This window comes from Faecalibacterium sp. Marseille-Q4137 (assembly GCF_017377535.1).
GTDB lineage: Bacteria > Bacillota > Clostridia > Oscillospirales > Ruminococcaceae > Faecalibacterium > Faecalibacterium duncaniae.
In genome coordinates, this window is record NZ_JAFREK010000010.1 from 1 (window position 1) to 12,887 (window position 12,887).

The 12,887-nt window shown below is 61.1% G+C and carries 12 protein-coding genes; 8 read left to right on the forward strand and 4 right to left on the reverse strand.

Features of this window, described 5'->3' with window-relative positions:
- From J3353_RS05730 to J3353_RS05745, 4 genes are all read right to left on the reverse strand, one after another.
- A partial coding sequence (locus J3353_RS05730) for a glycoside hydrolase family 2 protein (protein WP_207684379.1) occupies positions 1 to 1,658 on the reverse strand: 1,658 nt, incomplete at its 3' end.
- 162 nt (positions 1,659 to 1,820) lie between these two features.
- Positions 1,821 to 2,192 (reverse strand): hypothetical protein, encoded by a 372-nt coding sequence (locus J3353_RS05735; protein WP_117476446.1) that lies wholly within the window; start codon positions 2,190 to 2,192, stop codon positions 1,821 to 1,823.
- A gap of 212 nt (positions 2,193 to 2,404) precedes the next feature.
- Positions 2,405 to 2,761, reverse strand: coding sequence for a hypothetical protein (locus J3353_RS05740; protein ID WP_156065495.1), 357 nt, complete (start codon positions 2,759 to 2,761; stop codon positions 2,405 to 2,407).
- A 172-nt stretch (positions 2,762 to 2,933) separates the two neighbouring features.
- On the reverse strand, positions 2,934 to 3,554 hold the full coding sequence (locus J3353_RS05745) for a flavodoxin family protein (protein WP_035393384.1): 621 nt from the start codon (positions 3,552 to 3,554) through the stop codon (positions 2,934 to 2,936).
- A 196-nt stretch (positions 3,555 to 3,750) separates the two neighbouring features.
- Between J3353_RS05745 and rsmD the strand changes: the two genes are divergently transcribed.
- The 8 genes from rsmD (at position 3,751) to J3353_RS05785 (ending at position 12,884) form a co-directional block, all read left to right on the forward strand.
- Positions 3,751 to 4,320 carry a 16S rRNA (guanine(966)-N(2))-methyltransferase RsmD gene (gene rsmD / locus J3353_RS05750; RefSeq protein ID WP_097770180.1) on the forward strand — a complete coding sequence of 190 codons (570 nt, stop codon included), beginning with the start codon at positions 3,751 to 3,753 and terminating at the stop codon, positions 4,318 to 4,320.
- Entirely contained in the window at positions 4,317 to 4,778 is a 462-nt protein-coding gene (locus J3353_RS05755; protein WP_005930075.1) for a hypothetical protein, read from the forward strand. The genes rsmD and J3353_RS05755 overlap by 4 nt, the downstream gene beginning before the upstream one ends.
- A 274-nt stretch (positions 4,779 to 5,052) precedes the next feature.
- On the forward strand, positions 5,053 to 6,021 hold the full coding sequence (gene rsmH, locus J3353_RS05760; RefSeq protein ID WP_005930069.1) for a 16S rRNA (cytosine(1402)-N(4))-methyltransferase RsmH: 969 nt from the start codon (positions 5,053 to 5,055) through the stop codon (positions 6,019 to 6,021).
- Between the two features lie 38 nt (positions 6,022 to 6,059).
- Complete coding sequence (locus tag J3353_RS05765) at positions 6,060 to 6,548, forward strand: hypothetical protein (RefSeq protein ID WP_005930066.1); 489 nt, start codon at positions 6,060 to 6,062, stop codon at positions 6,546 to 6,548.
- Positions 6,549 to 6,608: 60 nt separating this feature from the next.
- Complete coding sequence (locus J3353_RS05770) at positions 6,609 to 9,164, forward strand: PASTA domain-containing penicillin-binding protein (RefSeq protein ID WP_207684380.1); 2,556 nt, start codon at positions 6,609 to 6,611, stop codon at positions 9,162 to 9,164.
- A gap of 14 nt (positions 9,165 to 9,178) precedes the next feature.
- On the forward strand, positions 9,179 to 10,543 hold the full coding sequence (gene murF, locus J3353_RS05775; RefSeq protein ID WP_207684381.1) for a UDP-N-acetylmuramoyl-tripeptide--D-alanyl-D-alanine ligase: 1,365 nt from the start codon (positions 9,179 to 9,181) through the stop codon (positions 10,541 to 10,543).
- A gap of 9 nt (positions 10,544 to 10,552) precedes the next feature.
- On the forward strand, positions 10,553 to 11,596 hold the full coding sequence (locus J3353_RS05780; protein WP_207684382.1) for a glycosyltransferase family 4 protein: 1,044 nt from the start codon (positions 10,553 to 10,555) through the stop codon (positions 11,594 to 11,596).
- A gap of 13 nt (positions 11,597 to 11,609) precedes the next feature.
- Positions 11,610 to 12,884, forward strand: coding sequence for an FtsW/RodA/SpoVE family cell cycle protein (locus tag J3353_RS05785; protein WP_035393380.1), 1,275 nt, complete (start codon positions 11,610 to 11,612; stop codon positions 12,882 to 12,884).
- The last annotated feature ends 3 nt before the right edge of the window (positions 12,885 to 12,887 follow it).

The window sequence follows — 12,887 nt, forward strand, 5'->3', positions numbered from 1 at the left end:
CCCAGCGCCATACTGGAAGAGACCTCGAACACCACGTCCGAAGGGGAGCGGGGCGTTTTCTGGCTTGCGTAGACGGCGGCAGAGAGCTTCGGGTTGCGGAACAGGTCCGTCACGCCGTGGTAGCAGATGCGGTCGCCGCTGCCGAACTCACGGTGGGTGTTGTAATCGGCCATGCACCAGCCAAGGGCACCGGCCACGCCCTGCTGGGCAATGGCATCGTTGAGGACGGCGGCGTGGCGCAGAGCCTGTGCCAGCCGGTGCGGCTCGTCGTCAAAGGCTTTGGCCGGGAACTGCTGGCCCCCGAACTCGCTGATGAGGTAGCCCTTGCGGAGATCGGGCGTAACGGCAGACCGGGGCTCGCAGCCCGGGCCGCGGCCGGAATAGGAGTAATCGTTGTAGGCATAAACGTCCTCGAGCAGCTGGCTCTTGCGGGCGATCCGCACGCCGCCGGTGGGGCGGGTGGGGTCCAGCCGATGGACGGCCTCGTTGGTGCGCTTGTAAAAGGCCTCGTTGTCGGAACTGCCGTTCACCCGCACGCCCCACAGGAACACGCTGGGGTGATTGCGGCACTGGCAGACCATCTCGCGGCAGTTCTGCAATGCCTGGGCCTGCCAGGCTTCATCCCCGATGTGCTGCCAGCCGGGCATCTCCACGAACACCAGCAGGCCCAGCTCATCGCAGGCATCCAGAAAAGCCGGGCTCTGGGGGTAGTGGCTGGTGCGCACTGCATTGCAGCCCAACTGCTTTTTCAACAATTGGGCATCCAGCTGTTGAATGCTGTCCGGCATGGCATAGCCCTGATAGGCGTAGCTCTGATGCCGATTCAGGCCCCGCAGCTCCACCCGCTGGCCGTTCAGATAAAAGCCCCCGGCCACGAACTGGATGGTGCGGAAGCCGAACCGGGTGCTCTTTTCGTCCAGCACCCGGTCGGGCAGGCCGCTGGTGCCGGGCCGGATGAGCCGGACGGTCAGGGTATAGAGGAAGGGGTGTTCCACGCTCCAGGGGTGCACGCCGTTCAGGGTGCCCACAATGGGCAGGCTGAGTTCACCGCTGTACAGGGCTCTGCTCCCGGCGGGGCTGCGGATCTCGGCCTGCAGGGTGCAGCCGATGGTCTCGCCCACTGTGGAGGAATAGATGCGGAAATCGCCCTCGGCCTGCGCCTCGATGAAGATGTCGCGCAGGTAGGCGGGCTCCTTCACGTCCAGACTGACGGCCCGGTAGATGCCGCCGTAGGTCAGAAAATCGATCTGCCCGCCGAAGGGGGGAATGTTCAGGTCCTCCCGGCTGTCGCACCGGACAGCCACCACATTTTTTTGGCCCAGCAGCAGCGATTCGGTCAGGTCCACAGTAAAGGCGGTGTAGCCGCACCCGTGGTGGAACACCCGCCGCCCGTTGCAGAACACAGTGGCATCGTGGGCCACGGCTCCAAAGGTCAGCAGTACCGTGCGGCCCTGCCACTCTTTGGGCGCAAAAAACTCCCGCCGGTAGCCGGACACCCGCTGGTATTCGTTCTCGTTGCAATAGTTGTAGGGCAGCGTTTTGACCGTGTGGGGCAAGCGCACCGGCTCCAGCTCCACCCCGGTGCATTCGGGGCGGACGATGGCGGGATCAAAGGTGGGGGCAAACAGCCAGCCGTCGTTCCAATCGTAGTGTTCCATAGCCTGTCTCCATCGCTCTGCACAAAATAATTCTTACCCTTATGCTACCACAAAGTTGTGAACGAAAAAAGCACTCCGTCCCTTATTTTTTCCGTTTTTGCAGAAAAAGCTGTTAAAATCAAAAACGCCCCCGCCGGCAAGGGCAGAGGCGCAAGGGAAATATCAGAATCTGGGAAGGTCGTAGGCACGCATGGCGGGGTGCTTGTGGGAAATCTGCTCTTCCGTAGAAACTACGCTGGTGCCAAACTTACAGGATTGACATTGATAAATTTCAACATGAGTGCGATTCTCGACCGAATCATTATATCGGGGGTCGCGTCCCTGACAAGGAATAAAATTGACTGTATACCAGGAAGCATAATACTCATCCACACAAATCATATCGCTCTGTCCGCAATATTCACAGACGAGGACCGCAGGTTCGGCAGTTGTTGCAGCATTTGTGGAACGAACCTGAGACGCTGCGAATGTGGGAAGAGCACATAGACTTGCCAGAAGAAAAGCGGCGAAAAATGCGGAAAGAATCTTTTTCATGGTAAACGCCTCCTTTTTGAGAAAGTATGGGGGTGAACTTCTCTGATCTCATCTTCATTATAGCATGGATCGCAGAAAGAGAAAATTGTGAGAGGAACAGAAAAAAGAGAGCTCCTTTTATGCGGATTGACGACAAAAAAACGCTCCCGCCGGAAAGGCGGGAGCAGAATGCAAGGATTATAAAGTACTATAAGTGAATAAGCAAAAGCTAATTACCAGCCGTGTTCATGCTCAACCTTCGTTTCACGGACAGCGTCGCCAAAGCCGCTTCCACAATGATCACAGAGATAGTACTTGGTTAAATCGCGATAATACTCCTTATCACGATATTGAGGATCGCCGGAAAGGCATTCGACATACCGATTGAAAATCCAAGGACCTTCTGTTTTGGTATTGTACCGGACTTGACCAATGCCACATTCGTCGCAAAGAGAAGCATAAGGAACAACGCTAGAGTTGTCGATAGAAGGGTCATCAGAAATGACAGAAGTTGTTGTAGCTGATGCGGGAGCGAGCAACATGGAACCAACTAAAACTCCAGAAAGTAAACAGGTGATAAGCTTTCTCATAGTGATGGCCTCCTTTGATAAAATAATAATTCAACCCTCACTGGATTGTGAATACAGTATATCATAAAATCCTTTTAATGGGAATTGAGGAAGTAAATGAAAAAAGATAATAGATATTGTGCGATTTGTCAACGAAAAAGCCCCCGCCGGGCAGGCGGGAGCGAGGGGAAACTCAGCGGATGAAATTGGTCATGGGGCGGCGGGGATTTTCAGGGTGGGTGATGCCGTTTGCTTTGCCCAGTTCGATGCACTTGAGCAGCCAGGCCATGTTGCGGCCCAGCTCCCGCATCACGGCACAGCCCTCTTCATCCTCCAGCACCTGCTCGGGCTTGGAGCCGTGGACCATGGGCCAGTAGGAGCCGCTGACCAGCGGCATGTGGAAGAACTCGGGGTACTTTACCAGCTGGTCCAGCGTGGTGGTGGTGCCGGCGCGGCGGGCCGAAGCGCAGATGGCGGCGGGCTTGTAGGCCAGATACTTGCCGCCCGCGTAGGCCAGACGGTCCATGAAGCTGGTCATGTTGCCGGAGGCGGACGCATAGTGGACAGGTGTGCCGAACACAAAGGCATCGGCGGTCTTGGCCTTTTCGATGGCCTCGTTGACCACGCCGCCGAACACGCAGCCCTTACCGGCGGCACAGCCGCCGCAGCCGATGCAGCCGCCCACCGGCTTTGTGCCGACGTTCAGGATCTCGGTCTCGATGCCGCTGGCGTTCAGCTCCCCGGCGATCAGGGACAGGGCGGTATAGGTGCAGCCCTTCTCGTGGGGGCTGCCGTTGATGAGCAGGACTTTCATAAGCAGATACTCTCCTTTTTTGGCAAAACGCGCCGCACATGGGGCGCTTTGCCCTGATTTTAGCACAATTGCACCCTGAGTGCAACGCGTGCCCTTGACAAAGAGTTGCGTTTTGACGATAATATGGAGATACGAAAATACGAAACAGCTGCTGGCCGGGCAGGGGGCCCGGACAGCGGGAGAAGGAGGCAGATACATGCGCGTTATTGCAGGAGAAGCACGGGGCCGCAGGCTGGAAGCCCTGCCCGGCACCGAGATCACCCGCCCGACGATGGATCAGGTCAAGGAGGCCATGTTCAGCATCGTCCAGTTCGACCTGCCCGGTGCCCGGGTGCTCGACCTCTACGCAGGCAGCGGCCAGCTGGGCATCGAGGCCCTGAGCCGGGGTGCGGCCCGGTGCGTGTTCCTGGACGAGAACCGGGAGGCCGTGAACATCGTGATGAAGAACTGCAAGAACTGCGGCGTGTTTGACCGCAGCCGGGTCAACATCGGCGAGGCGGCACGGTATCTCTCCGCCTGCCATGAGCAGTTCGACATCGTGCTGCTGGACCCGCCCTTCCACACCGGCACGCTGGAAAAGATCCTGCCCGGCGTGGACAAATGCCTGGCTCCGGGCGGCATCGTGATCTGCGAGAGTGAGACCGGCCTGGTGCTGCCTGCCGAGGTGGGCGGCATGACCCTGAAAAAACAGTATAAATACGGCAAAGTCCTGCTGTGGAAGTATGGTAAGCCCCGGCAGAGCGCTGGAGAGGGAGATGCGGAATGAACGTAAACGAGCTTTTGGATACCATTGAGGATACGCTGGAGGAGAGCGCCGGAATGCCCCTTTCGGGCGGCAAGCGCATCGTGGATGTGGAGCAGATCCGGGATTATCTGGACGAGATCCGCCAGAACCTGCCTGTGGAGCTGCGGCAGGCCCAGTCCATTGTCAGCGACCGTGCCCAGCTCATCGAATCGGCCAACGCACAGGCGCAGGCCATTGTAAAAAAGGCCGAGGAGCGCGCCCGTGTGCTGGTGAGCGAGGCCGAGATCGTCAAGGCGGCCCAGCAGCGCGCCGGAGAGATCGTCTCCGCCGCCCAGACTGAGGCCCGCACTGTCCGCCAGACCGTGACCGACTACTGTGATAATATGCTCAAGACCACGGAAGAGACGATGGCGGAAAACGCCGCACAGGTCAAAAATGTCCGTGCAAACCTGCGCCAGAGCCCTCGGAAACAGCTCTGATGCGGGAATGTGAAATTTCCCGGTGAGAGCTTCCGGCCCCTGCAAGCAAAAACGACGGCTTGCAGGGGCTTTTTTTGGTACATTTTGAGAGAAAAAACAAAAGGGAAACTCTTGCAATCAGGGGCCTGTTTTGTTACAATAAAATTGTATCCTCAAGGCTGACCGGGCCACAAACTCCCGGCAGGCCGCAGGCCGCTTTCCCGGGCAGCAGCTCCGGGCAGAAAAGGGCGGCAGATGCAGGATCTTATCTGAGTTTTGAAAGGAGGCTGGGAACATGGACACAGAAAAAACAGCACAGCCCTTTGACCCGGCCTCGTTTGAGCATGTCCCGGTGCTGCTGAACGAGTGCCTGGACGGCCTGAAGATCGACCCGGCGGGCACCTATCTGGACGGCACGGCGGGCGGCGCGGGGCACTCCCGCCAGATCGCCCTGCGGCTGAACGGCGAACAGGGCGGCAGGCTCATCTCGCTGGATCAGGACCCCGATGCCGTGCAGACGGCCCGGGCCCGGCTGGCGGGCCTGCCTGCCACCGTGGTGCAGATTAACTTCCGCTATGCCGGACAAGCTCTGGAGCAGCTGGGCATTGAAACGATCAACGGCGCGCTGCTCGATCTGGGTGTGTCCAGCCATCAGCTGGATGACGCGGCCCGGGGCTTTTCCTACCGGGCAGATGCCCCGCTGGACATGCGGATGAGCCAGGAGGGTGAGACGGCCGCCGATCTCGTGAACAGCGAGAGCCGGGAGGAGCTGGCCCGCATCCTGCGGGATTACGGCGAGGAGCCCTTTGCCTGGCAGATCGCGGGCAGGATCGTGGAAGCCCGGGAAACTGCCCCCATTGAAACGACGCTGCAGCTGGCGGATATCGTGGCCAGCGCCATGCCCCCGGCGGAGCGCCGGAAGAACAAAAACCCCTCCCGCCGCACCTTCCAGGCACTGCGCATTGCGGTAAACCATGAGCTGGACGCACTGGAAGAGGGGCTGGATACCATTTTTGCGCATCTCGCACCGGGTGGAAGACTTTGCGTGATCACCTTCCACTCGCTGGAGGACCGGCTGGTCAAGAACAAGTTCCGCCGCTGGTCCACCGCCTGCACCTGCCCGCCGGAGTTCCCGGTGTGCGTCTGCGGCGGCAAGGCCAAGGCAAAGCTGATCACACGCAAACCCATTGAAGCCAACACGCAGGAGCTGGAAGAGAACCGGCGCAGCCGCTCGGCCCACCTGCGGGTTTTGGAAAAGATCTGAGGGCGGCACAGCCCCGGAGATGTGAGGAGGAGATCACCATGGGTCAGGCAGCATACGATATGACAGAGGTCCGGCGCAGAAGAGCGCCGCAGGCACAGCCCAAAGTCCCGCTGCGGGTAGAAAAGGGCGGCAAAAAGCGGCTGAACCCCGTGCGGGCCGCTATGCAGCACGCGCTGCAGCTGGTGGGCGCGGCTTTGCTGGTGGGCTTTGCGGTAAGCCTGCTGTGGAGCGAGGCACAGCTGGTGGAGCTGAACTCTCAGATCCAGAGCGCCAAGGCAGAGCTTGTGAGCGAGCAGAGCCAGTATACATACTACAACAGTGCCCTGAACAGCCGCACCAACATCACAAGTGTTGAGGAGACCGCCACCCGCCTGGGGCTGATGAAGATCGACCAGAGCCAGATCACCTACATCCGGCTGGATGAGGGCAGCGTTCTGGTGCGCAAGGCATCCGCTGTGCGGCAGTGGTCGGATCTGCTCCACGATGGGGCAATGACCATTCTTGCCTCTGTCAGAACGGCAAAATAAACCAAACAACGAAAAGCGTGCGGCAGCGCACGCTTTTTCGGTTTTCTTCGGGAGTACGCAATGCAAACACCATCCTCCAATCCCAAAAAGAACAGCGCCCGCCGCCGCAGTGCGGACCCGCACGCACGGCTCAGTGCCCGGCTGCGTCATATCAGCTTTGGTGCCGCCGTGCTTCTTGTGGTGGTCGCCGCGCTGACCGTGATCTACAGCCTGTACAAGATCCAGATCCGCGACGGTGCCACCTACCGCCAGTACGCCGCCGAGCAGCAGCTGCTGGACAGCACCATTCAGGCCACCCGCGGTGAGATCTACGACACCAGCGGCATCACGCTGGCTTCCACCAGCGTGGTCTGGACCATCTGGGCCGACCCCTCCTACAGCACGGCCCTGTATACCACCACCACCGATCAGGACACCAAGGCGGAGACCCGCACCATCGATGAGGCCGCCATGAAGGAGGTCTGCACTCAGATCACCCTGCGCCTGCTTTCGGGCGACGGTGAGAGTCTGGACAGCGTGGACACCGCTTCGGCAGAGTACCAGACCCAGTATCAGGCGGTCTGCGATGCCCTCTCCCAAAACGAAAGCTCCTATCAGGTGCTGGCCACCAAGGTCAACAACGCCATCAAGCTCTCCATTGAAGAATACGTCAAGACCTACAACAAGGCCCACAGCAAGAGCGGAACATCCGCCGGTGCGCTGGAAAAGATCCTGGCCAAGCTGGGCCTGGGCCAGCAGGAGAGCGACGACGGCACCCCCACTGTCCGCAAGGGGCGGGTGTCGGTGTCGGCCTCCAAGGGCTTCCAGCGGGATTACCCCTACGGCCGCTTTGCCGCCGCCGTGCTGGGCTTCTGCAATGCGGATGGTCAGGGCGTGTACGGTCTGGAAAACTCCTATGAGTCCACGCTGGCCGGTGTGAATGGCCGCACCATCACCCTGCGCAACGCCTACGGCAATGCCATTGCCGATGAAAACGCCACCACCTACGCCGCCAAGGACGGCTCCAATCTGGTGCTCTCGCTGGACGTGAACATTCAGGAGGTGGTGGAGCGCTACCTGAACGAGGCCGTGGCGGCCAACACCGTTGAGAACCGCGGCTGCGCCATTGTGATGAATGTCAAGACCGGTGCCATCCTTGCCATGGCCTCCAAGCCGGACTTTGACCCCAATGACCCGCAGGATTTCAGCGCCAATCTGGCCTACCTGACGGAGCAGGTGCAGGCTGAGCCGGAGCTGTACACCATCTACAAAAAAGACGAGAACGGCAACTACCTGCGGGACGAGAACGGCCAGAAGATCGCGGATGCGGAGGCCGACTATACCGGTACCTACCGGGATATCCAGTGGAAGAACAAGACCATCACCGAGCTGTACTATCCCGGAAGCGTGTTCAAGGTCATCACCGCCGCCATGGGTGTGGACAGCGGCAAGGCGACCTATTACACCACCCTGAACTGCTCCGGTGCTTACAGCGTGGCAAAGCAGACCTACCACTGCGCCGGCAGAAAGGCGCACGGGGCCCAGAATCTGGCCGAAGCCCTGCGCAACAGCTGCAACATCTACTTCATCCAGCTGGGCCAGCGCGTGGGTTCCAGCCTGTTCTATGATTACTTTGATGCCTTTGGCTTTACCGAGCGCACCGGTGTGGACCTGCCCAATGAGACCAGCTTCATGCAGTATTACAGCAAGAGCCGTCTGGGCGAGGTGGAGCTGGCCTCCTCCGCTTTCGGTCAGGCCATGGCCGTGACCCCGCTGCAGGTGTGCACTGCCGTCTCGGCGGCAGTCAACGGCGGCTATCTGGTCACCCCCCATGTGGTGGATAAGATCACGGACCAGAACGGCAATGTGGTGCAGGAGATCGGCACCAACATCCGCCGTCAGGTCATCAGCGAGAGCGCCAGCGAGACCATCCGCCAGATCATGGAGTTTGAGGTGGGCGACGGCACCCAGGGCGGCGGCGGCAACGCCTACGTTGCAGGCTACCGCATCGGCGGCAAATCCGGCACCTCCGAGCAGCTGAACATGGACCGCCGCGCCGACGGCGACTACAAGAAGGTGGCATCCTTTGCGGCTGTCCTGCCCGCCAACGACCCGGAGATCCTGGTCTATGTCATGCTGGACGACCCCAACAATGCCCGCACCGACTATTCCTCCATTCTGGCGGCTCCGGTGGTGGGCAACATCATCAGCGAGATCGCGCCCTATCTGGGCATCGCCACCGACGGCGTGGACCGCAGCGGCACCACCGTCAAGGTGCCCAACCTGACGGGCAAGGAGTGGAGCAACGCGCAGGTGCAGCTGAACATCAAGGGCTTGAAGCATCACCTGGCCGAGAGCGAATCCGACCAGACCGCCGCCCTTGTCACCTACCAGTACCCCCGCGCGGGAGCAGAGGTGCCCTACGGCACCACCGTTTATCTGTATACCGATACCTATGAGGGCAAGCACGCCGAGGTGCCGGACGTGACCGGCAAGAGCGCGGACTTTGCCCGGCAGATGCTGAACGCCGCAGGGCTCAACTGCACAGTCGAAGGCTCCGGCACGGTCCAGAGCCAGAGTGAGGCACCCGGCTCCAGCGTCCAGCAGGGAACCATCGTACATCTGATCTGTGGATAAAGGGGAATGAGAGTATGGAAGCAATTGCAGCAAACATCCTGTTGGAGGGCCTGGCCGTCAACGCGCTGGCCCAGTGCGAGACCCCGGTCACGCTGGTGACCACCGACAGCCGTGAGGTCTGCCCCGGGTGCATCTTTGTGGCGTTCCCGGGCGAAAAATTCGACGGCCATGATTTTGCCGCCAAGGCGCTGGAAAACGGCGCGCTCTGCGTGGTGCTGAACCACCCCGTGGAAGGCGTGCCGGAGGAGAAGAGCGTGATCTGCCCGGACAGCTACCACGCCATGATGGTGCTGGGGGCCAATTATCGCAGCCAGTTCCACCCCAAAGTGGTGGGTGTGACCGGCAGCGTGGGCAAGACCACCACCAAGCAGATGACCTACGCCGCCATTGCAGGCTTTGGCAGTACCATCAAGACCGAGGGCAACCAGAACAATGAGCTGGGCCTGCCCCGCACCATGTTCCGCATCGGCAAAGAGACCCAGTACGCCGTGGTGGAGATGGGAATGAGCCACGCCGGGGAGATCGAGCGCCTGAGCAAGTGCGCCCGCCCGGATGTAGGCATCATCACCTGCATCGGTGTGTCCCACATCGGCAATCTGGGCAGTCAGGAGAACATCTGCAAGGCAAAGCTGGAGATCTGCGCCGGTCTGCCGGAGGGTGCTCCGCTGGTGCTGAACGGGGACGACCCCTTCCTGCGCAAGGCCGTTCTGCCCGACCATGTCCGCCCGGTCTGGTTCAGCCTGGGCGATGAGAACGCCGATGTCTGTGCCCTGTCCATCCAGCAGGATGAAAAGGGCATGAGCTTTGTGCTGGAGGATCACGAGGAGGGGACTTTCCTCGTAAAGATCCCCGCCATGGGCCGGCATAATGTGGCCAATGCACTGGCTGCCTACTGCGCCGCCACCCGTCTGGGGCTGAATGCCCGCCGGGTCATTGCCGGTCTGGCCGACTTTGAGCAGACCGGAATGCGCCAGAAGGTGGTGCACGTCAGAGGTGTGGATGTCATTGAGGATTGCTACAATGCCAACCCCGACAGCATGAAGGCCGCGCTGGCCATGTTCAGGGAGTATCCCTGCAAGCGCCGCTTTGCCCTGCTGGGCGATATGCTGGAGCTGGGCGATATCAGCCGCGCCGCCCACGAGGAGGTGGGCCGTCAGGCCGTGGAGAACAAGGTGGACTACCTCATCACCTATGGCGAGCAGGCCAAGCGCATTGCCGTGGTGGCTGCCGCCAAGGGGCTGCCCACCCTCCATGCCGACACCTACGCTCAGGCCGCCGAGACCCTGCTGAACAAAATGCAGCCCGGCGATGCCCTGCTGGTCAAGGCCAGCCGCGGCATGGCACTGGAAAAAGTGCTGGAGATCTTTTACAAGGAGTAACATCGAGCTATGATTCGTTTCGCCTTGATCGCCGCCTCAACGTTGGGGTTCTTCCTCACGGCGGCGCTCGGGAATTTGATGGTGCCGCTGCTGCGGGCGTTCCAGGGACGCTGGGATGAGCCCAAGGCCCGGCAGGCACCATCACCCAAGCAGGAAGCACCGGATGCCGAGCCGGAGCGCCCGCCGCAGGCCCCCACCATGGGTGGGCTCTGCCTGATGGTGGGGGTGCTGGCCGCTGTGGGCGTGGGCTGGACAGCCGCCTGTGTGGCTCAGCCTGAGCTGCTGGGGGCCAAGAGCCTGTTCTCGGTCCGGCTGCTCACAGCGCTGCTGGGAGCTCTGCTCTTTGGCGGCGTGGGCCTGCTGGAGGATCTGGCCCGCATCCGCAGCCGTTCCGTGCTGGGCCTGCGGCGGCACACCCGCCTTGGGCTGGAAGCCGCTGCCGGTGCCGTGGTACTGGTGCTGCTGGGAGCCAAAGGCTGCCTTGCAGCCGGGATCACCCTGCCGGGCGTGGGCTATGTCGATCTGGGCATTGCAGCCCCGCTGCTGTGGGAAGGGCTGCTGGTCGCACTGGCCGAGTGCGCCCGCGTTGCCGATGGCATGGACGGCATCGTCTGCGGCACGTCCTTTGCGGCCATGCTGGGCCTGATGGGGGTGATGACCCTGCTGGGCTGGTTCCCGCTGGGCGTTCTGCCCGCCGCACTGGCCGGTTCCCTGATGGCTTTCCTGCTCTGGAACTTCCCACCCGCAAAGCTGCGGCTGGGCAGCGTGGGAAGCCTGTTTCTGGCCGGGATGCTGGGGTGCGTGCCCCTGTGCATCGGCTGGCCTGACCTCACCCTGCCGCTGGCCCTGCCCTTCTGGCTGGAGGGCGGCATGGTGGCCCTGCAGATCCTGGTCTGCAAGGCCAGCCGGGGCCGCAGGCAGCTGTTCCGCTCGGCACCGCTCCACCGCTGGCTGGAGCTGCGGGGCCAGAGCGCGGAACAGATCTTTTATACCTTTTGTGTCATTGCCATGCTGGGCGTGGCGCTGACCGTTCAGCTGGCAAAAATCAGTTAAGGAGGGGTGCAGTTTGGCAACACTCCGCAGAAAAAAAGCAGAGCCTTTTTCCGTCTTTCAGCGGGACCCCGGCCCCTGGCCGCCCATCCTGCTCAACTGGATGGCGACCCTGGCCATCATCATGGTGTTCGGGCTGGTCATGCTGTTCAGTGCAAGCTATACCACGGGCTATCTCCGCTTTGGGGACAGCTTCCATTACATCAAATCCCAGCTGCTCTGCACGGTGCTGGGCCTGGGCATGATGTTCCTGTTCTCCTATTTTGACCACCGTTTCCTGCGCAGAATGGTCAAGCTGGGCTATGTTGTCTGCCTGATCCTGCTGGTGCTGGTGCTGTTCAGCAGCCCCATCAACGGCTGCCGCCGGTGGATCAGCTTCGGCGGCCTGACCCTACAGGCCTCCGAGGTGGCAAAGTTTGAGATGATCCTGCTCACGGCAGATATCGCCGCCAGGACCCCGCAGGTCAAATTCGGCGAGGTGCCCCTGCGCAAGTGGGTCTACCACAGCATCGTGGTGGAGCTCATCCGGCCCATCCTGTGGCTGGTGCCTGTCCTGATCCTGCTGGTGCTGGAGCCCCACATGTCGGGCATCCTGCTGACCACGGCCATCGTGGGCACCATCCTGCTGCTGGGCGGCAGCGGTGGCATCATTACCTGGGGCTGCGCCGGTGCCGCGCTGTTCCTGCTGGAGACTTTGCTGAAGCATGTGGACTCCATCGACTACCTGCAGAGCCGTCTGGACGGCTGGACGCAGGATCTTGACCGGATGACCAGCCAGACCAAGCAGAGCCTGTACGCCATCGGCTCAGGCGGTGCCACGGGGCTGGGGCTGGGCAACAGCATCGAAAAGCAGCTCTGGCTGCCGGAGAGTACCAACGACTTTATCTTCAGTGTCGTGTGCGAGGAACTGGGCTTCGTCGGCGCGGTGATCGTCATCGTGCTGTTCGTCCTCTTTCTGGTGCAGGGCTTCTGGATCGCCTTCCATGCCGAAAACCGGTTCTGCACGCTGGTGGGCATCGGCATCATGGCGCAGATCGCCTGGCAGGTGTTCTGCAACATTGCCGTTGTCACCAACACCCTGCCCAACACCGGCATTTCGCTGCCCTTCTTCTCCTCCGGCGGCACCAGTCTGATCCTGCTGCTGGCCGAGATGGGCGTTATGGTCAATATCGGGCGCAACGGTGAACGGGCCCGCCTGGAACGGGAGGAAGCCCACGCCGAGCGGGAGCGCCAGCGCAAGGCAAAGACCATTGTGCTGGATACCGCGCGCAGAGCGCAGACAGAACAGTAAGGA

Bases quoted from the DNA above. Each gene is read 5' to 3' on its own strand.
- murF (WP_207684381.1), top strand. From the start codon at position 9,179: ATGGAAGCAATTGCAGCAAACATCCTGTTGGAGGGCCTGGCCGTCAAC.
- J3353_RS05780 (WP_207684382.1), top strand. From the start codon at position 10,553: ATGATTCGTTTCGCCTTGATCGCCGCCTCAACGTTGGGGTTCTTCCTC.
- J3353_RS05765 (WP_005930066.1), top strand. From the start codon at position 6,060: ATGGGTCAGGCAGCATACGATATGACAGAGGTCCGGCGCAGAAGAGCG.
- J3353_RS05735 (WP_117476446.1), bottom strand. From the start codon at position 2,192: ATGAAAAAGATTCTTTCCGCATTTTTCGCCGCTTTTCTTCTGGCAAGT.
- J3353_RS05745 (WP_035393384.1), bottom strand. From the start codon at position 3,554: ATGAAAGTCCTGCTCATCAACGGCAGCCCCCACGAGAAGGGCTGCACC.
- J3353_RS05755 (WP_005930075.1), top strand. From the start codon at position 4,317: ATGAACGTAAACGAGCTTTTGGATACCATTGAGGATACGCTGGAGGAG.
- J3353_RS05740 (WP_156065495.1), bottom strand. From the start codon at position 2,761: ATGAGAAAGCTTATCACCTGTTTACTTTCTGGAGTTTTAGTTGGTTCC.
- rsmD (WP_097770180.1), top strand. From the start codon at position 3,751: ATGCGCGTTATTGCAGGAGAAGCACGGGGCCGCAGGCTGGAAGCCCTG.
- J3353_RS05770 (WP_207684380.1), top strand. From the start codon at position 6,609: ATGCAAACACCATCCTCCAATCCCAAAAAGAACAGCGCCCGCCGCCGC.
- rsmH (WP_005930069.1), top strand. From the start codon at position 5,053: ATGGACACAGAAAAAACAGCACAGCCCTTTGACCCGGCCTCGTTTGAG.